Genomic DNA, 18,245 nt, shown 5'->3' on the forward strand with positions numbered 1-18,245 from the left:
CTAACAAGACTCACCACGTCCACCCAAGATAAACCCGTGGATTCATCCCGTGAGGGTAGTAACGACTACCCCTGCTGGGCGATCTCGCGCTGCAAACGCAGATATAAAAGCGCGCTTGCGGTTGCATCCCCCAGCACTCCCATCCATTGAAGAGCGGGTATTTGCCAACGAGCGAGCGCTTCGGTTAGGCGGCCGCTCGTCTCACACTGTGGATGTAAGCGACGCAGCTGACGATAGTGTAGCTTTCCAACATCGACCTGGGCATTGGGCAAACCAAACCCCAGCCCGGCTTTAAACAAAAGATTTAGGTGTTCCACCGAGCGGCCTAACTGCCAACCAATTAGCGGCCGATTACCGATGAATTCAGCTAGCGCCCCAAGATGCTCAGCGTTAGGCGCCAGCACCGTGTCCGTCGCATACAGCTGATGATGTCGCCGCAATGCAGGGGCGTTGTTGTTTTGCTCTTCTGCCAGGGTAGCCACCCAGGCTCGGCTGGTCTGCACTCTCCCTGGGCTTAAGACAACAGCAGCGACGCTGACCACCGGCGCTTGGCCTGGGCTAACCTGGCAGGCAAGCGCCACCATTTCTTCCCCCATGTAGGGCTGAAACAGCCATGCGTAGGGGGAATCTGCCCAACGTCGACGGTCGCTTTCGCGCTGCATTAATGTACGCAGCGAGCCACTGAGCAGTGACATATGCCGGTCTAACAAGCGCATTCCGCTCACGAATACTCCAAATGATAACGATGGGAGAGCCGCTGCTTAAAATCTTTTACGATATGCAGCGCCTCACGCAACAGGTCACGCTCAAGGGACGAGAGTTCTTGCACCACAACACGGTTACTACGCTGCTGAGTCGACGCTTCTGCTGTCTGCAACTGCTGCTTTAAACGTAGTTCGGTAAACAGCGCCAGCGCCTCGCCCAGGTCGTCAGCAAAACGGCGATCAAGACGACCATCTTCTGCTAAAGCGTCCAGGCGATCTAAGGTGGAAGTGGCATTAATGCGTCGCTCGAGGGCCATTGTGCGCACCCCATGAACAATAGGAAAAATACCGCCTTTTTTAATATCGATCCCATGCTGAGGCTTTTTTAAGGAGCCAAATAGCGTTAGCGGTGTTGAGAAACGCAGCGCAGCACGCGCAAAGTAAGACAGCAATAGCTCATCCCGTGAGCAGCGTTCAAACAGCTCTGCACGCACGCTGTCTAGCAATTGCGGATTACCAGCCACACCATGGGCATCCAGCAAAATCGCCAGCTTCATTAGGCTGTCGCCATCTCTTGCACTCACCCATTTAGCAATGTTGTTTTTCCATTGCGACACAGTGCCAACCCATTCAGGATTAGACACCATGATATTACCTGGGCATGGTGGGTAGCCGAGCTGAATCAGCGTTTGGGTAAGCACATTCATGTCTTCGGCAAGCGAAGGCCATTGGCTGTCATCGGCTAAAATCAGGCCATTATCTTGATCTGTTTTAAGAATTTGTTCACCGCGCCCTTCGCTCCCCATCACCATTAGGCAACTTTGGGAGTGATACTGCTCAGGAATAACAAATGACCACGCTTTATTGATAATTCGGCCATTCAACGCGGCCAGTAGGTCCATGGCAAAACGTAGCTTGACCCCTTGCGCCATAAGCGCATTCACCAATTCTGGCGTGCGTTGACTGGCAGCCGCCAATGCTTCTAAGCTATTCGCCTGTTCTACCTGCAGACTAACGACATAGCTACGGCTCGAAAAATAGCTAAGGACATCCGTTAGCTCCACCACCCCTTTCAGGGCGCCCTGTTCCATAACCACTACCCGCGTTACTTTATGCCGCGTCATCAGCACGAGCGCTTCAAATAAGTATTGATGGGGGGTAACGGTCACCAACGAGAAATGGGCCACATCCTCAACGGGCGCTGTATGTTCATAGTTATTCAGCACGACACCATTGAGCAAATCGGTTTTAGTGACAATGCCAAACTCGCCCTGGGTTTTGACTAGCAAGCTATCTGCATGACTATCGTTGAGCTGACGCACCGCGCTGGCAATATCTGTCGATGCATCCATGATAAGAGGTTCACGCATACATTCGCTGACTTTAGCCAACATAAAACCGGCCATGGTCACGCCGCCTTCGGCACGCTTTTCAGTCATTAACCGCGCTTTGTGAGATAGCGACTGTTTGAAGAAATTTTCGAAGTCAGGATGATGACGGCATAGTTTTATAAATAGCGCCTTCGGCATCACATAGCACAAGCATTCTTGCTCAGCCTGGAAGCGATAGCGGCTTTTACCGTTCAGAATACTAATGGCACCAAACAGATCACCAGCCGTGTAGTGCCCAATCCGTGCACTGGACGCTGGCAAAGTAGGATCTAGTTCAGCAACTTCGCCCTTGTGAATCAAAAATACCGATTCACCCGCTTGCCCCATCTCGATAATAATTTCATCACGATCAAAATAGGCGATGTCCATACCACGACGAACGTGGTCACGCCCTTCATCATCAATTAATGTGAAGGGCAATTGGGAAAGATCAACGTCAATCATGAGTGACCCCAGTTAATCGCGATGAAGAACACAATGGCTTAAGGTTTGATTGCTTTTTAACCAGCGCCTTTATTATACCTTTTGCTATACCGCTAACGTCGCAAAGACGTTTGTTTAGCGACCAAAGTAGCGACACGAACTAGCAAACTTGGCCACTTAATATACCACCTATTAAAAGTAGCAAACATTGCTTTTAAGCGACCCATAGACCATCGTCCTATCACCCAGATATCAAAGCTAAAAAAAACTTCAAAAACAAGTATTTATTTTCAATAATAAACATCACAATACGTACTGAAAGCTCATTGATACCAAAGTCTGGGATTTATTTTTTGCAATTATTGCCCACTATTAACAACGGGCTATACAGGATGTTCACGTGGCACTTGTTAAACACTTATCAAGGCACTGAAGAAAACCTTGCCAAACCATTAACCAGCAGAGCAACTTAACCAACAAGGTGATATGCGTCTAATCGCACTAAATCATCGCAGACAACTAAAAGAGCGGTTTTCTATGAAGGATTGCCCTAATGGATCACACGCTATCCTGAGTTAACTTTCCAACCCTAAAAATCACAACTGGAGAGCACCACAATGGCAGATGACAAATCCAACGCTGCTGAATACTGGAAAGCCAACGTCCGATTAATCTTTGGATGCTTGGCCGTTTGGGCGTTCGTTTCTTATGGATGTGCCATTCTCTTTCGTCCGCTGCTAGCGGGCATTCCCGTTGGTGGGACTGACTTGGGCTTTTGGTTCGCTCAACAGGGCTCCATCCTCACCTTCATCGTACTGATCTTCTTCTATGCCTGGAGAATGAACAAACTCGATGCAAAATTCGGCCTTGGGGAGTAAGCCAGTATGAGCCAGTTTGCCATTAACCTATTGTTTGTCGGCGCGTCGTTTGCGCTCTATATCGGGATTGCGATATGGGCACGAGCCGGGTCGACCAAAGACTTCTACGTTGCCGGGGGCGGCGTTCACCCTATCACCAACGGTATGGCGACTGCCGCTGACTGGATGTCAGCTGCATCGTTTATTTCAATGGCCGGTCTGCTAGCGTCTGGCGGATACGCTAACTCCACCTTCTTGATGGGCTGGACAGGTGGTTACGTTATCCTGGCAATGCTGCTAGCGCCTTACCTGCGTAAGTTTGGCAAGTTTACAGTGCCCGACTTTATTGGTGACCGTTTCTACAGCAACACTGCGCGCTTCGTCGCGATTGTGTGTTTAATCGTTGCCTCTGTTACTTACGTTATCGGTCAAATGACCGGTGCTGGCGTTGCTTTCTCGCGCTTCTTGGAAGTGAGCAACACCTGGGGTATCTGGATCGCAGCGCTGATTGTGTTCCTGTATGCCGTTTTTGGCGGCATGAAAGGTATTACCTACACGCAGGTCGCTCAGTACGTAGTGCTTATCATCGCCTATACTATTCCGGCGGTGTTCATTGCCATGCAACTAACCGGCAACCCGATTCCGATGTTCGGTATGTTCAGTACTCATACGGAGTCTGGTATTCCGCTACTGACCAAGCTGGATGAAGTGGTCAATGCACTTGGTTTCCGCGACTATACCGCCGACGTCGATAATAAGCTGAACATGGTGCTGTTTACTCTGTCGCTAATGGTGGGTACTGCTGGTTTACCCCACGTCATTATTCGCTTTTTCACTGTGCCGAAAGTTGCTGATGCGCGCTGGTCCGCTGGTTGGGCACTTGTATTCATTGCACTGCTGTACCTCACCGCTCCTGCGGTTGGTTCCATGGCGCGTCTAAACTTGGCTACCACCGTCTATCCCGAGATGGCAGGACAAGTAGAGAATTACGAAGAAGCCGCCCGCAATCCGATTCTCTATGAAGATCGTCCTGAGTGGGTGCGCACGTGGGAAGAAACTGGGCTTATCGCCTTCAACGATCTCAACAATGACGGCCGCATCCAGATGTACAATGATGCTACCGACTATTCTGATCGTGGCTGGGAAGGTAACGAGCTGACCGTTAATAATGATATTCTCGTACTGGCGAACCCTGAAATTGCCAACTTGCCGGGCTGGGTTATCGGCCTGATTGCGGCAGGCGGTATCGCTGCAGCTCTTTCAACAGCGGCTGGCCTACTATTGGCTATCTCGTCAGCCATTAGTCATGACTTGATCAAAACAATGATCAATCCGAAAATCTCTGAAAAGGGTGAAATGCTGGCAGCACGCATCTCAATGGGCGGCGCAATTCTTCTGGCTACCTATCTCGGGCTTAATCCACCCGGGTTCGCAGCACAGACCGTTGCACTTGCCTTTGGTATCGCTGGTGCCTCACTGTTCCCAGCGCTGATGATGGGCATTTTCTCCAAGCGTATGAACAGCAAAGGCGCGATTTGCGGCATGCTGGCAGGTCTGATCTGCACCCTGCTCTATATCTTCACCTATCTCGGTTGGTTCTTCGTCCCCGGCACCAACATGCTGGCTAACACGCCAGACAATTGGATCCTGGGCATTTCACCGCTCTCCTTCGGTGCAATAGGCGCGATGATTAACTTTGCAACTGCGTTTGCTGTCTCTAGCGCAACGGAAGAGCCTCCACAGGAGATTCAAGACCTGGTAGAAAGCGTCCGCTACCCGAAAGGTGCTGGTGTCGCGGTCGACCACTAAGTCATAATCGAATCCTCCTCTTTGGCACACTGCCATTAGATTCGGAATCGATACTTCTCATCGGGCTTCCTTAGGGGAGCCCGATGTCATTTAGAAAGGATATTTTATGATTTGGCATCTTGTTGCCGCTGTATTTGCCGGGCTTGCCGCCGCAGGGATAGGCCTATTACTTAGAACGCTTAGCCGTAAACGGCTGCCTAAATGGATCGTGCCCGTTTTTGGTGGCCTGGGTATGCTTGGGTATCAGGTCTCAACCGAATACAGCTGGTTTGAACACAAGCGCTCTCAACTACCTGAAACCGCCATCGTCATTTCCAGCGATACGTCTAGCGCCGTGTGGCGACCATGGACCTTTGTGTTTCCGATGACGACTAAATTCAGCATCGTTGATAGCGACAATGTGCGCGCTCGTCACATTGACAATGAGTTGATTGCTGAGTTTATTCTCTACCAATTCGAACGCCGCCATACCGATATACTGACCACTCAGCCTTATGTCTTGAACTGCACACACCGTGAGATAGTCCCCCTGAATACAGAGACGGGCGACGCTGAATTAAGCGAACGCCGCACGCTACGGGAAACCGCCCCTTTGTTAACAACCGTTTGCCAACTTGCCGCCGACCAGCAGACGTGATGCCCCTCCTTCGCCTAGAATAGGGTCTTTATTTAGATGATCGTTATTTGATATTAGATCGTCGCTAGGCGAAGCCTTCAACGTGGGGAGACGACATGTTTCATGGCGGTCTGCTGGTCGCGGTATCACTGCTTTACATTGCGGTGCTGTTTGGAATTGCCTGGTTCGGTGATCGCCGTGCACGGACTCACGGCGCCAGCCGCCGACGGCCAATCATTTACAGTTTGGCATTGGCTATTTACTGCACCTCGTGGACGTTTTACGGCGCGGTGGGGCAAGCAGCCACGGCTGGCTGGTCATTCGCCAGTATCTTTGTCGGCCCGATATTAACGTTTCTGCTGTTTTGGCCTGTTCTGGCAAAAATGATTCGCGTTGCCAAACATCAAAACGTCACGTCAATCGCTGACTTTATTGCTTCCCGTTACGGCAAAACCCAATCTCTTGCGGCGTTTGCTAGCTTAGTTGCCCTCATTGGTACCCTGCCCTACATTGCCCTGCAGTTAAAGGCGGTGTCTACCACCTTTAGTGTGCTTACCGACGCAGCGGATATGACCCATACGCCGCTGTTTGGCGACACAGCGTTTTATGTCGCTATTGTCATGGCAATCTTCGCTATCCTTTTTGGCACTCGCCACACAGACGCGACAGAGCACCACGAAGGGCTGATTCATGCGGTAGCATTTGAATCTCTGGTAAAGTTGCTGGCGTTTGTTGTCCTCGGCGCGTTTGTTACCTGGGGCATGTTTGATGGCCTAGGTGAACTAATGGGCCACGCCGAAAGCCAATTGGAGTTGCAGCGCCAGCTAGCCAATCAAGATTTTGGCCAAAGCTTCTGGGCGCAAACGCTGCTCGCCATGCTCGCCATACTTTGCCTGCCTCGTCAGTTTCATGTGGCAGTGGTGGAAAATATCCACCCAGATGATGCAACGAAAGCACGCTGGCTATTTCCTCTTTACTTACTCGCAGTCGCCTTTTTTGTGGTGCCTTTGGCGGCAGCTGGTTTACTGCTGTTTTCTGAAAGCGGGGTTGAGCCTGATACTTACGTACTTGCTCTTTCGATGGCGTCTGGCCAGCAGTGGCTGACCCTTCTCACCTTTATTGGCGGATTTTCTGCCGCGACAGGGATGGTTATTGTGGCGGCAGTGGCAGTTTCTATCATGATTTCTAACGAGATCGTGATCCCAGCGCTGTTCAGGTTGCGTTGGTTCGACACCAAAGCTCGCGACTATGGCCGCTTAGTACTCCGCGCGCGCCGCCTCACCATTGTCGCTGTTCTGGCAATGGCTTACGGCTTCTATCAGCTCATTGCCGAATTCACCTCGCTAGCCTCAATTGGCATGCTGTCCTTTGCGGCCGCCGCTCAGTTTGCCCCCGCACTCATCGGCGGGCTGTATTGGAAGCGCGGTAACCGCCTTGGCGTTATCGTTGGCATGAACGCAGGCTTTGCGATTTGGGCATACAGCCTGCTAATGCCGGCTATGATCAACGCCGGTGTGCTTCCTCAAGCCTGGCTAGCGGGCGGCCCTTTAGGGCTTAATTGGCTATCGCCCACAACCCTATTTGGCTTAAACCTCGGCGACCCATTTACCCACGGGGTCATGCTGTCGCTGGGTATCAACTTGTTCTGCTATATCTTTGTTTCACAGGTGACTTCTCAGCGGGTTGTCGAGCGTATTCAGGCATCGCTGTTTGTCGATAGCGTTGAAACACGCCAAACATCCGTAAACCGCCCTTGGACAGGCGCCACTACTGTTGGCGACCTTAAAGTACTTTGCGAGCGTTTTCTGGGGGCAGGCCAAGTGGATCGCGCATTTGAGGATTACGCACGACGCGCGGGCAAACCCATGGAAGATAGTTCACGGGCATCTATCGACGTCATCCAATTTACTGAGCGCTTTCTTGCGTCAGTGCTAGGTGCATCGTCAGCACGCATAGTCGTTAACTCGGCGCTTCAGGGACGCGGCATCGGCATTTCAGATGTCATTTCAATCGTTGATGAAGCCTCTCAAGTCTTAGAGTTCAACCGCGCACTACTGCAAGCCACCATTGAAAACATCAACCAGGGTATTAGCGTGGTTGACCAAAATTTGCGCTTGGTGGTGTGGAACCAACGCTATTTAGAGCTGTTTCGCTTCCCTGATCACTTGATACGGGTCGGCGCCCCCATGGATCGCATTTTTCGCTACAACGCGCACAGCGGCGAATATGGCCCAGGAGATCCAGAGGAGCACGTCCAACTGCTGCTAGACAACATTCGCGACGGCCAGCCCCATCGTTATGTGCGTTACCGCCAAGATGGCAGTGTATTGGAAGTCCAAGGCAACCCGATGCCTGGCGGTGGTTTTGTCTATACCTATCAAGATATTACTCAGCAGAAGCGCATCGAAGAGGCGCTGATCCGCTCTGAAAACAACATCCGTATCTACACCGATAATGTACCCGCGCTGATTGCCTATTTTGATAAAGAGTGCCGTTACTTATTCACCAACCGCGCCTACGAACAAGCTTTCGATATTGATCGTAATGCCGTGATTGGACGCCGATACGAAGACGTATTACCGGTTAAAAAAGCTGAAGAGCGCATGCCATGGGTTCAGCGAACACTGGCAGGCGAGCGCGTCAGTTTTGAAGTCTCAATGCGCGTTAATGATGCAATGCGCTATATGCTGGTCACCTATACGCCCCACTTTGGCGATAGCCAGTCGATTTTAGGTTTCTTCGCGCTTTATCAAGACATTACTGAGCGCCGCCAAGCTGAAATCGCCTTGAAAGAGACCAACGAAACTCTGGAAGAACGTGTTCGCGAGCGCACACAAGCACTTTCCGAGGCCAACGCGGCGCTGCGCCAAGAGAACCGTGTGCGCGCTGAAGCAGAGCAAGCGCTGCGCCAAGCGAAGCAATTAGCTGAAGATGCTAACGCTTCCAAAACGCGCTTTTTGGCTGCCGCCAGTCATGACTTGTTACAGCCGCTGAACGCAGCCCGGCTGTTTACTTCCGCATTAATGCAGAACGTCACCGCTAGCGATACCCAGCGTACCATCAGCCATATTGATAACTCACTTCAAGCCGCTGAAGAACTGCTTGGCACTCTGCTAGATATTTCAAAGCTTGATGCGGGTGCCCTCACACCGCGACGCAGCCACTTTGCACTGGCGGATATTATTCGTCCACTGCGTGCCGAATTTGAAGTAATGGCCGATGACCGTGGACTGGATCTTGTCGTCGTACCGACGCAACAATGGGTAGATTCCGATCCGCAGATGCTTCGCCGGATTGTACAAAACTTTCTATCCAACGCGATTCGCTATACCCAAGAAGGTCGTGTACTACTAGGCTGTCGCCGCCAAGCAGGACGACTTTCCATAGAGGTGTGGGATAGTGGGCCCGGTATTCCTGAGTCTAAGCTAACGGAAATTTTCCAAGAGTTCCGCCGATTGGATCAAGTCTCGCGTCATAAAGAGAGTGAGAAAGGGCTCGGCTTAGGCTTATCAATTGCCGACCGTATGAGCCGTGTACTTGACCACCCAATTAAGGTTCGGTCCTGGGTAGGTGTGGGGACTGCATTCTGCGTCAGCGTTCCCATTGTTGCCGCCCGTGAAGTAACCTTAGCAGACCAAGAACCCCAAAGCCGCCGGAGTGGTAATAAGCTAGCGGGTACCCGCATTGTGTGTATCGATAACGAAACGCTCATTTTAGAGGGCATGACGGCCATGCTAAGCGGCTGGGGATGTGAAGTATTTACCGCGACCAGCATCGGCGGTGCAAAATCGATTCTGCGTAACATGGACGGCGACCCCGACGCCATCTTGGCAGACTATCATCTGGACAATGAAGTCACGGGGCTAATGGCACTCGAGGCCCTCAGTGAGCGCTTCGAAGGAGCCGTACCGGGCATTGTGATTACCGCCGACCGCACTGAAGCGGTGGCCGAAGAGATTAAGCGTGCGGGTTATCAACTGCTGCTTAAGCCGGTCAAACCTGCCGCGCTGCGCGCGCTTTTAACTCGCACCCTTCAGGCTAGCCGAGCAGGAGGGAAAACGTAATGATACGGCGGATTGATGCATCATACCGCCATTCCCGAAACGAAACAGATGCACCATACCGTCATTCCCGAAGGGGGGTATCGGGAATCCAGTTTGACCTTACCCGCTGATGCCTGGGAGCCTGCTTCAAAATGGATTTCCGCTAAAAGCATGCGGGAATGACAGAGCCGCGAGACAGATGCATCACACCGTCATTCCCGAAACGAAACAGATGCATCACACCGTCATTCCCGAAACGAAACAGATGCACCACACCGTCATTCCCGAAACGAGACAGATGCACCACACCGTCATTCCCGAAGGGGGTTATCGGGAATCCAACTTACCCTTCAAGAAGAAACTTTTGGCGGTTCCACTTCAAGTTTCTGAGCAGCAATAACAGCCTGGGTGCGCGAGTGCACTCCCAGCTTGCGCAGAATAGCCGTCACGTGGGCCTTAATAGTGGCTTCTGAGACGCTAAGCTCATAGGCGATCTGTTTATTCAACAAGCCTTCCGTCAGCATATTGAGCACACGAAACTGCTGCGGCGTCAGTGAGGCAATTGCCTCCGCAAAACGCGACTCTTCTTCGCTGGTTTCATCTAAGACGTTCGCCAACGCTTCTGGCAGCCAAACTTCCCCTTGCAGGATTTCCCCCACCGCTTCAGCAATCAACTGTAGCGAGGATGATTTAGGAATAAAGCCTGACGCGCCGTAGTCAATTGCACGACGTACTACATAGGGCTCGTCACTGCCTGAAACAACCGCCACCGGAATATCGGGCATCTGGCCACGCAATTGAATCAAACCTGAAAAGCCATGCGCTCCTGGCATATGGAGGTCTAGCAAAATCAAATCAGCATCAGGGTGTCGATTAACGACCTCAGTGGTGGCTTCCATGGTGTCGGCTTCGACAATCTCAGCCTGGGGGGCTAACTGGCGCAACGCCTGGGTGAGCGCTGCACGAAACAGCGGATGGTCGTCTGCGACGATAAACTTATGGGCTACTGCCATGGATATTCCTCCGGTTCCTCGAGCAGCGGGGTTGGCTACCGCCGCGACGCTAGGCTCATACGGTTGAAGCATGGTACCCCATGGGCTTCGTCATTCCCAAGCATCACATGCACTATTTGTCATTGATACGTCATCCAAACAGAAATAACAGTGCCGGCTCCATGGCCGGCACTGCAACGGATCTATCCAGTTTGCCTTATTTAACATAGCAAATGAATGACATCCGTCATTTAAAAGTGCCCCCATTAGAAGGATAACTGGGGGCAAAAAACATTACTGGTTGGCACGATGCTCAATGAGTTCGTCCACCACCGACGGATCAGCCAGCGTGCTGGTGTCCCCCAGGCCATCACACTCATTGGCCGCAATTTTACGTAAAATGCGCCGCATAATTTTACCAGAACGTGTTTTTGGCAGCCCAGGAGCCCACTGAATTACATCTGGCGATGCAATCGGGCCAATATCTTTACGTACCCATTGGGTCAGCTCTTTCTTGAGTTCATCCGTGGGATCAATACCATCATTAAGTGTTACATAGATATAGATGCCTTGGCCTTTAATATCGTGCGGAAAACCGACGACGGCGGCTTCTGCCACTGCCGAGTGAGCAACCAGAGACGACTCTATTTCAGCAGTGCCCATACGATGGCCTGAGACGTTAAGTACGTCGTCAACCCGGCCTGTAATCCAGTAATAGCCATCCTCATCCCGGCGGCAGCCATCTCCTGTAAAATACATGCCGTCGTAAGTAGAAAAGTAGGTCTGTACAAAGCGTTCGTGGTCGCCCCAAATGGAGCGCGCTTGGCCCGGCCAGGAGTCGAGAATGACTAGATTGCCTTCCGTCTCGCCTTCCAATTTATGGCCTTCATTATCCACCAGCGCGGGGTTCACACCAAAGAAGGGCGTTGTAGCAGAGCCAGGCTTTAGATCAGTAGCGCCAGGAAGTGGCGCGATCATAATGCCGCCCGTTTCGGTTTGCCACCAGGTGTCCACAATAGGACACTTCTCATTGCCAATAACGCGATAGAACCACTCCCAAGCTTCTGGGTTGATAGGTTCGCCTACAGAACCTAGCAAGCGCAGTGAGTCACGTTTGCTAGAGTCCATCACGTTATCACCATGCGCCATTAATGCACGGACAGCAGTAGGCGCGGTATAGAGGATATTGACCTGATGTTTATCGACAATTTCGCCCATTCGCCCATGGCTTGGGTAGCTCGGTACGCCCTCAAACATTAGCGTGGTTGCACCATTGGCAAGCGGTCCGTACACGATATAGCTATGGCCCGTCACCCAACCTACGTCCGCTGTACACCAGTAAACTTCGCCTTCTTGATAGTCGAAAACATACTGATGGGTCATCGCTGCGTAGGTCAGGTAGCCGCCAGTGGTATGCTTTAAGCCCTTAGGCGCACCGGTTGATCCAGAGGTATAGAGAATAAACAGCGGATCTTCGGCATTCATGGTTTCAGCTTGGCATTCGGTAGATTGCTTATCCACCAGCTCGTCAAACCAAATGTCACGGCCTTCCTTCCAGTCAATATCACCGCCTGTACGCTTCACCACCAATACGTTTTTGCACACATCAGTGCCATCGCGCGTCAGAGCCGAATCGACATTCTCTTTAAGGGGTACGTGTTTACCACCACGCACTGACTCATCAGCAGTGATCACCAGTTTAGAATCAGCACCAATTACCCGCTGAGCGACTGCGTCCGGCGAAAAGCCGCCAAACACAACAGAGTGCACTGCACCAATACGGGCACATGCCAACATGGCCATGGCCGCCTCGGGAATCATCGGCATATACAGCGTCACTGTATCGCCTTTCTTTACCCCCAGCGACTTCAGGCCGTTGGCCAGCTGGTTAGTGCGCTCATAAAGCTCACGGTACGTAATATGTTTTGAATCGTTAGGATTATCTCCCTCCCAGATAATCGCTGTTTGGTCGCCACGCTTCTCCAAATGGCGATCTAGGCAGTTGGCGCTAACGTTTAGCTCACCATCTTCAAACCAGCGAATATCAACATTATCGCGTGCAAAGGAGGTGTTTTTAATCTTGGTTGGCGCCTTGATCCAATCAAGACGCTTTGCTTGCTCAGCCCAGAAACTCTCCGGGTCGTCCATGGACTGCTGATACATTGCCGCATATTTATCTTTATCAGCCCATGCACTGGCAGCGATACTATCGCGCACTGGATAGACGTTTTTATGCTCGCTCATGAAGTTGCCTCTGTCCGTGAAATTGCACTCTCTAGAAAATGGTGTCGGTATTATTGTTAGTCGCACCGACGCGCTTAATATTTATCTAGCATAAACCTCCCAACGCCGGCTTCCCTTTAGACATTGGTATTAACATTTTTAATATTTAAAACAATAGGTTAAAACACTTTCAAGGTTTTTTAAAAGCACTGTAGACCAAGGTCTGATCACAATGACGGCAGCGATAGCGACGCCCCTTTACCACTAAAGAATGACGCCTGGCTGTGAAACAATGCGTTTGACAGTCACATTGATAATAATATGGCCGAGACTGGGCATCCTGAACATCAAAGCGATGAGTCACCTTAGGCTCAAGGCCAAACAGGTCTCGCATGACAGCTTGCCATTCTCGACCATGCGGTTTGAGCCGCGTACCATTGGCTAAATGAAAGACTAACCAATGCGCCATTTCATGGGGAATCACCTCGTCAAAAAACGCCTGCCGATTATTGCTCAGTAAAACAGGATTAAAACGCAGCCCGCCACGCCCTAGATGCGCCTGCCCTGCTGAGGCACCTTTTAGGTCGAACCACACCTTTGGCGCTGGCAGCGCAGGATAGACTTCTTGGCAGCGTTTTAACGCTTCATCAGTTCTGTCTCGCACGGCGTGCATGAGCGCCTCTGAAGATAGTGTTGCAAGTTTTTCAGGAGGCCATGGGGGCAGTGGTAAAGTCTTCATTAGTGATAAACTAACCAGTAACGATGTTGCCAACGAGTGTTGCCGATCAACATCTTTTTCTCAAAGACGATTTTTATGATGAGGCCCCTTATGGCAGAGCGCAATAACGTTCCCGCAGCAACGTCGCCCAATACCACCCCACCTCAGCCGCTACTTGATGACGAGCAACTTGATCGATTGGATGACTTTCTCGACTCAGAGCAGGTCGGCGAAGATGCGCTGGACCTTATCTCTGCCCATGGTTTTTTAGTGGCGCTGGCGGTTGCCCCTAGCGAATTACCTACCAGTCAATGGCTAACTGAGCTGTTTCAGGGAGAGCCAAGTTATCGGGATGATGCCGAACGAGACGAGATTATCCAACTGTTAACACTGCTACGTGACAACGCCGTCGCAGTGCTTGAACAGGGCGGTTTACCAGAGCTACCCTTCGAGCTAACGCTAGATGGCATCCCCGCTGAGGAAACGCCCATCGGCGACTGGTGCGCGGGGTTTATGGAAGGTGTCTTTAGCGACGAAAGCGCGTGGTTCCAAGATGACGAAGAAGCTGCCGCCACGCTACTGTTGCCCTTTATGTCGCTTTCAGGTTTATTCGATGATGAGCCAGAAATGGCTGAGATGGCCCAAGATCAGGCCAGTCAGGAAACCTTTGTTGCTCAATTGCCAGAATTAGTCCTGGATCTTTATCTTCACTACCGCGTGCCCCCCGAAACGCCGAAGCCTAAGCCACGCAAGAAAACACCGGCCAAAGGTAAAAAGCGTCGATAGCCGATTGTTAGCCGCACATTATTTAAGACGGGTGACAATACCATCCACTACGCCATAGACCCACTCTCGGGCTCGCTGCCACCAGGGTCGTGCGGCCCAGGCGGCAGCATCGACTTCTTGGCTGGCGGCAAAGTTACGCTCAAACAGCGATTGAACTTGCTTGGCGAAGGCTTGGTTTTCTACTTCTTGATTAGCTTCAAGGTTCCAGTGCAGATTCCAATGGTCGAAGTTGCATGAACCAAGACTGACCCAGTTATCTGCTAACACAAACTTGGCATGAATAAACGTGGGCTGGAACTCAAAAATCCGCACGCCAGCTTTTAACAACGCTTGGTAAAACCGTTGTCCTGCATAGCGCACACCTGGGTGGTCATGTTTACTACCCGGTAATAGTAAACAAACATCCACTCCACGCCGTGCTGCGCGAATAAGGCGTCGGCGCAGCGTGAAGGTCGGCACAAAATAAGGCGTACATAGCCAAAGTCGCTTGTTTGCCTGATTTACCCGCCCATAGAGCGAGTGACGAATAGCTTGGTAACGATAACCCCTCGCTGACATTACACGGCCACGTATGCCATCAGCATAATGCACTGCTGTCCGCTGTGGCGGCAGCACTGAGCTAGCCCGTCCACCACCTGCTTGCCGTGTTAACCGGGAACGCCATAAACGGCGAAAAAGCTCTTCCCAATCAGCGACCACTGGGCCTTCGATGCGCACCGCAATTTCGTACCATGCTTCCAGAAACTCATCCACCGCGCCAAATCCGCCGGTAAACGCAACCTCTCCATCCACGACAACAATTTTGCGGTGATCACGGCTTAAGTTACGAGCCAGCGAGTGAAAACCAATGGGATTAAAGAACCGTAATGCGACACCTGCTTGCTCTAGGCGTATGCGGTCACGATGTTCCAATCCCATAGAGCCATAACCATCGAGCAGCAAATACACTTTTACACCGCGCTCAGCAGCGTCGATCAGCGCATTACTCATCTGGCTCGCTAACTTACCTGACTCCATCAAGTAGAGCTCCACCAGCACGTAGTGCTCCGCTTGACTAACCGCATCAAACATAGCTGGCAAAAATCGCGTTGCTTCCGGCAACAGAGTAGTGCGGTTGCCTTCACGCCACACGTGCTGCATAGAGACTCCTTCTCTTGAAGAAACGGCTCAGCGACGAGCCAGCGAGCGATGGACGTATAAATCGTAACGGCTCGTTTTACCTTCTAGCGTATGCTGCGGCGCTGGGCCATCGATAGGGGGAGCTTTGCGGGGGCGCTTGACCACCACTCGATGCGTTGCTACATCCAGCGCTGCTTCTAATAAGCGCGGTGCATCATCGTCATCTCCCGCCAGCTCTCGAAACAAGCGCATCTCTTTTTTGACCAACGCCGACTTTTCACGGTGCGGAAACATCGGATCAAGATGAATAACCTCAGGGGCAAAGGCTGCACTTTCCACAAGAGCCGCAAGCTGATCAGCGGCATCACCATGACGAAGCGTCATACGCAAGGCAATCTCTGCTGTCGTGTCTGTTTTTGCGGCACGCGCAAGGCCATCTTGAAGCAGCGCAGCAATCACCGCGACACGTTCAATTAATAAGACATTTGCGCCCAGGCTTGCCAGTACAAACGCATCCCGGCCCAAACCAGCAGTGGCATCCACGACGTTAGGTGTGATGCCTTTAGCAAGCCCACAGGCTTTTGCCACTAACTGCCCGCGACCACCACCAAACTGACGGCGATGGGCTGCCTTTCCAGCGGCAAAATCCACGCTAAGCGGTTTTCCGTATTGACGCTCATCACCTAACAGTGCCAATTGGCCATCAACGTAGCTAAGCGCCAATCCTGAAGGCAACACAAGCGTCTCTGGGCTTACCGTATGGCTCATGCTGACTTTTTCCAGGCCACGTCGTTGCGCAAATAAACTGGCTGTGATTTATGGGCTGCCTGACCTAACCCCGCTTCCAAATCACGAACGGCGAGCCATGCCATCTCTTCGGCCCGTGGCTCAAGATCAGTGAGATGCTGAGACATATTGGCTTGTAGGCTTAACGCAAAGTCATCCCACAGCGTAAACCCCGAGCCCACGCCTACCCAGTCGGTCTCCTCCGCGGGCAAATGAAAGTTAGCAGGCGCCACGACCACTTCGTCACTTTGCAAGCTAAGCGTGTCATTTAAACAGTGCCAAGTGGCCGCATAGATTTCGCCCATTCGGGCATCTAGCGCGGTCACTACATGGCGAAAATGGTAGCGGCGATGGGCCTGAAGCGCGAGCGCTTCCAAGGTGGAAATACCCAACAATGGACGATCCAGCCCAAACGCCAAGCCTTGCGCTGCACCTGCAGCGATGCGCAAGCCGGTGAATGAGCCGGGGCCACGCCCAAACGCAACCGCATCTAGCTGCTGCGTAGCAATATTGGCCTCAGCGAGAATGTCATCCACCATCGGCATTAAGCGCCGGGTATGGGCCCTTGGCGTCATTTCGAATCGCGCCAAGCATTCACGCTGGCTACCCTGCTGGCGTAATAAAGCTGCAGAGCAGGCACTAGAAGATGCGTCCAGTGCGAGAAGGTATAACGATGACATCGATTCTGCACTCCATAAAATAGACCGTCATTATACCTTTACGCGGCCTCAACGACGATGGCCCGCAGGTAACCTGCGGGCCATCGTGTAACTCACTAGCATGTGCTACTTAGCAAAGCGCTTCTTTCACTTGCCGAGTAATGTCAGCCACGCTGCCTACGCCTTCTACGCGATGATACTGCGGCGCGGCCTCAGGGTCTTCTTTCGCCCACTGCTGATAATAATCTACCAACGGTGCAGTTTGGTCGTGATAAACCGACAGACGGTTGCGCACGGTAGACTCTTGATCATCTTCACGCTGAATCAGCGTTTCCCCAGTCACGTCATCTTTACCCGGCTCTTTGGGCGGATTATGGTCGACGTGGTAAACACGCCCAGATGCCGGATGCACGCGACGCCCTGCAAGACGGCTCACAATTTCTTCGTCTGGCACGGCAATTTCCAACACGTGGTCCAGCTTAACGCCAGCCTCTTTCATCGCATCGGCTTGCGGGATGGTGCGCGGAAAACCATCGAACAAGAAACCATTTCCACAGTCGGGTTGGCTAATGCGCTCTTTAACAAGATCGATAATGACATCGTCGGACACCAAACCGCCGCTATTCATAATCTCTTTTACTTTGAGACCCAATTCGGTACCGTCCTTGATGGCCGCGCGCAGCATATCCCCGGTGGAAATTTGAGGGATCTTAAATTGCTCACAGATAAACTGAGCCTGAGTCCCCTTCCCCGCGCCGGGGGCACCCAACAGGATTAAACGCATGGCACTGCTCCTTGAATGTTAGTCGTTAGATATGAATAATTTTTGAATAATGGACTGACAATAACCGTGCCGTTCGGATGACACAACTCCCCAAAAGCCTGATAACGCATTTTTTTAACATTTTCTTAAGCAAAAACAGTCAGGTGGCAATTTCTTGTACTTTGGTCACCCCTTCTTTGCAGACCTACTGAACTGTTTTAAACACAAGCGGCGCCCTATTGGGCGCCGCTTTTGGCTTACTGTGAGACGATTACAGCAGTAATCGGCGAATATCCGTCAACACATCGGCCAGGAAGGCCGTAAAGCGGGCGGCATCCGCACCGTTAATCGCCCGG

At 51.8% G+C, this 18,245-nt stretch carries 15 protein-coding genes; 6 read left to right on the top strand and 9 right to left on the bottom strand.

What is annotated here, in order from left to right; genetic code table 11:
• Positions 1 to 65 precede the first annotated feature (65 nt).
• Both JFC11_RS18425 and JFC11_RS18430 read right to left on the bottom strand, forming a co-directional pair.
• A complete protein-coding gene (locus JFC11_RS18425; protein ID WP_038486222.1) occupies positions 66 to 716 on the bottom strand; it encodes a 3'-5' exonuclease family protein in 651 nt (216 codons plus the stop codon).
• Between the two features lie 5 nt (positions 717 to 721).
• Complete coding sequence (locus JFC11_RS18430; RefSeq protein WP_038477963.1) at positions 722 to 2,539, bottom strand: putative nucleotidyltransferase substrate binding domain-containing protein; 1,818 nt, start codon at positions 2,537 to 2,539, stop codon at positions 722 to 724.
• 596 nt (positions 2,540 to 3,135) lie between these two features.
• On the opposite strand from JFC11_RS18430, the gene JFC11_RS18435 reads away from it, so the two are divergent.
• The 5 genes from JFC11_RS18435 (at position 3,136) to JFC11_RS18455 (ending at position 10,026) form a co-directional block, all read left to right on the top strand.
• Positions 3,136 to 3,396 carry a DUF4212 domain-containing protein gene (locus JFC11_RS18435; RefSeq protein ID WP_038477966.1) on the top strand — a complete coding sequence of 87 codons (261 nt, stop codon included), beginning with the start codon at positions 3,136 to 3,138 and terminating at the stop codon, positions 3,394 to 3,396.
• Positions 3,397 to 3,402: 6 nt separating this feature from the next.
• On the top strand, positions 3,403 to 5,184 hold the full coding sequence (locus JFC11_RS18440; RefSeq protein ID WP_038477969.1) for a sodium:solute symporter family protein: 1,782 nt from the start codon (positions 3,403 to 3,405) through the stop codon (positions 5,182 to 5,184).
• Positions 5,185 to 5,290: 106 nt separating this feature from the next.
• The gene (locus JFC11_RS18445; protein ID WP_198350219.1) at positions 5,291 to 5,821 is read left to right on the top strand and encodes a hypothetical protein; all 531 of its coding nucleotides are present in this window, start codon (positions 5,291 to 5,293) and stop codon (positions 5,819 to 5,821) included.
• Between the two features lie 95 nt (positions 5,822 to 5,916).
• Positions 5,917 to 9,864, top strand: a complete 3,948-nt coding sequence (locus JFC11_RS18450) for a hybrid sensor histidine kinase/response regulator (RefSeq protein WP_198350220.1) — start codon at positions 5,917 to 5,919, stop codon at positions 9,862 to 9,864.
• A gap of 15 nt (positions 9,865 to 9,879) precedes the next feature.
• The gene (locus JFC11_RS18455) at positions 9,880 to 10,026 is read left to right on the top strand and encodes a hypothetical protein (RefSeq protein ID WP_167457110.1); all 147 of its coding nucleotides are present in this window, start codon (positions 9,880 to 9,882) and stop codon (positions 10,024 to 10,026) included.
• Positions 10,027 to 10,193: 167 nt separating this feature from the next.
• On the opposite strand, the gene JFC11_RS18460 is transcribed toward JFC11_RS18455, so the two are convergent.
• The 3 genes from JFC11_RS18460 to JFC11_RS18470 all read right to left on the bottom strand — a co-directional run bounded on the left by JFC11_RS18460 (position 10,194) and on the right by JFC11_RS18470 (position 13,797).
• Positions 10,194 to 10,856, bottom strand: a complete 663-nt coding sequence (locus JFC11_RS18460) for a response regulator (protein ID WP_009721286.1) — start codon at positions 10,854 to 10,856, stop codon at positions 10,194 to 10,196.
• Positions 10,857 to 11,129: 273 nt separating this feature from the next.
• A complete protein-coding gene (acs, locus tag JFC11_RS18465; protein WP_198350221.1) occupies positions 11,130 to 13,079 on the bottom strand; it encodes an acetate--CoA ligase in 1,950 nt (649 codons plus the stop codon).
• Between the two features lie 169 nt (positions 13,080 to 13,248).
• On the bottom strand, positions 13,249 to 13,797 hold the full coding sequence (locus JFC11_RS18470) for a SprT family zinc-dependent metalloprotease (protein WP_198350222.1): 549 nt from the start codon (positions 13,795 to 13,797) through the stop codon (positions 13,249 to 13,251).
• Positions 13,798 to 13,887: 90 nt separating this feature from the next.
• On the opposite strand from JFC11_RS18470, the gene JFC11_RS18475 reads away from it, so the two are divergent.
• Positions 13,888 to 14,562 carry a YecA/YgfB family protein gene (locus tag JFC11_RS18475; RefSeq protein WP_198350223.1) on the top strand — a complete coding sequence of 225 codons (675 nt, stop codon included), beginning with the start codon at positions 13,888 to 13,890 and terminating at the stop codon, positions 14,560 to 14,562.
• A gap of 18 nt (positions 14,563 to 14,580) precedes the next feature.
• Here JFC11_RS18475 and JFC11_RS18480 read toward each other — a convergent pair whose 3' ends face one another.
• The 4 genes from JFC11_RS18480 to adk all read right to left on the bottom strand — a co-directional run bounded on the left by JFC11_RS18480 (position 14,581) and on the right by adk (position 17,910).
• A complete protein-coding gene (locus JFC11_RS18480; protein ID WP_198350224.1) occupies positions 14,581 to 15,702 on the bottom strand; it encodes a phospholipase D-like domain-containing protein in 1,122 nt (373 codons plus the stop codon).
• Between the two features lie 27 nt (positions 15,703 to 15,729).
• Positions 15,730 to 16,449: a class I SAM-dependent methyltransferase gene (locus tag JFC11_RS18485; RefSeq protein WP_198350225.1), complete on the bottom strand. Its 720-nt coding sequence runs from the start codon at positions 16,447 to 16,449 to the stop codon at positions 15,730 to 15,732.
• Positions 16,446 to 17,147, bottom strand: coding sequence for a tRNA (adenosine(37)-N6)-threonylcarbamoyltransferase complex dimerization subunit type 1 TsaB (gene tsaB, locus JFC11_RS18490; protein ID WP_198350226.1), 702 nt, complete (start codon positions 17,145 to 17,147; stop codon positions 16,446 to 16,448). Before tsaB ends, JFC11_RS18485 begins: the two co-directional genes overlap by 4 nt.
• 109 nt (positions 17,148 to 17,256) lie before the next feature.
• The gene (gene adk, locus JFC11_RS18495; protein ID WP_095604078.1) at positions 17,257 to 17,910 is read right to left on the bottom strand and encodes an adenylate kinase; all 654 of its coding nucleotides are present in this window, start codon (positions 17,908 to 17,910) and stop codon (positions 17,257 to 17,259) included.
• Positions 17,911 to 18,245: the final 335 nt, after the last annotated feature.

The sequence above is a fragment of the Vreelandella alkaliphila genome (assembly GCF_016107625.1).
In the GTDB taxonomy this organism is placed as follows: domain Bacteria; phylum Pseudomonadota; class Gammaproteobacteria; order Pseudomonadales; family Halomonadaceae; genus Vreelandella; species Vreelandella alkaliphila.

Bases quoted from the DNA above. Each gene is read 5' to 3' on its own strand.
- acs (WP_198350221.1), bottom strand. From the start codon at position 13,079: ATGAGCGAGCATAAAAACGTCTATCCAGTGCGCGATAGTATCGCTGCC.
- JFC11_RS18485 (WP_198350225.1), bottom strand. From the start codon at position 16,449: ATGAGCCATACGGTAAGCCCAGAGACGCTTGTGTTGCCTTCAGGATTG.
- JFC11_RS18480 (WP_198350224.1), bottom strand. From the start codon at position 15,702: ATGCAGCACGTGTGGCGTGAAGGCAACCGCACTACTCTGTTGCCGGAA.
- JFC11_RS18440 (WP_038477969.1), top strand. From the start codon at position 3,403: ATGAGCCAGTTTGCCATTAACCTATTGTTTGTCGGCGCGTCGTTTGCG.
- JFC11_RS18425 (WP_038486222.1), bottom strand. From the start codon at position 716: ATGCGCTTGTTAGACCGGCATATGTCACTGCTCAGTGGCTCGCTGCGT.
- JFC11_RS18475 (WP_198350223.1), top strand. From the start codon at position 13,888: ATGGCAGAGCGCAATAACGTTCCCGCAGCAACGTCGCCCAATACCACC.
- adk (WP_095604078.1), bottom strand. From the start codon at position 17,910: ATGCGTTTAATCCTGTTGGGTGCCCCCGGCGCGGGGAAGGGGACTCAG.
- JFC11_RS18445 (WP_198350219.1), top strand. From the start codon at position 5,291: ATGATTTGGCATCTTGTTGCCGCTGTATTTGCCGGGCTTGCCGCCGCA.
- JFC11_RS18470 (WP_198350222.1), bottom strand. From the start codon at position 13,797: ATGAAGACTTTACCACTGCCCCCATGGCCTCCTGAAAAACTTGCAACA.
- JFC11_RS18450 (WP_198350220.1), top strand. From the start codon at position 5,917: ATGTTTCATGGCGGTCTGCTGGTCGCGGTATCACTGCTTTACATTGCG.
- tsaB (WP_198350226.1), bottom strand. From the start codon at position 17,147: ATGTCATCGTTATACCTTCTCGCACTGGACGCATCTTCTAGTGCCTGC.
- JFC11_RS18435 (WP_038477966.1), top strand. From the start codon at position 3,136: ATGGCAGATGACAAATCCAACGCTGCTGAATACTGGAAAGCCAACGTC.
- JFC11_RS18430 (WP_038477963.1), bottom strand. From the start codon at position 2,539: ATGATTGACGTTGATCTTTCCCAATTGCCCTTCACATTAATTGATGAT.
- JFC11_RS18455 (WP_167457110.1), top strand. From the start codon at position 9,880: ATGCATCATACCGCCATTCCCGAAACGAAACAGATGCACCATACCGTC.
- JFC11_RS18460 (WP_009721286.1), bottom strand. From the start codon at position 10,856: ATGGCAGTAGCCCATAAGTTTATCGTCGCAGACGACCATCCGCTGTTT.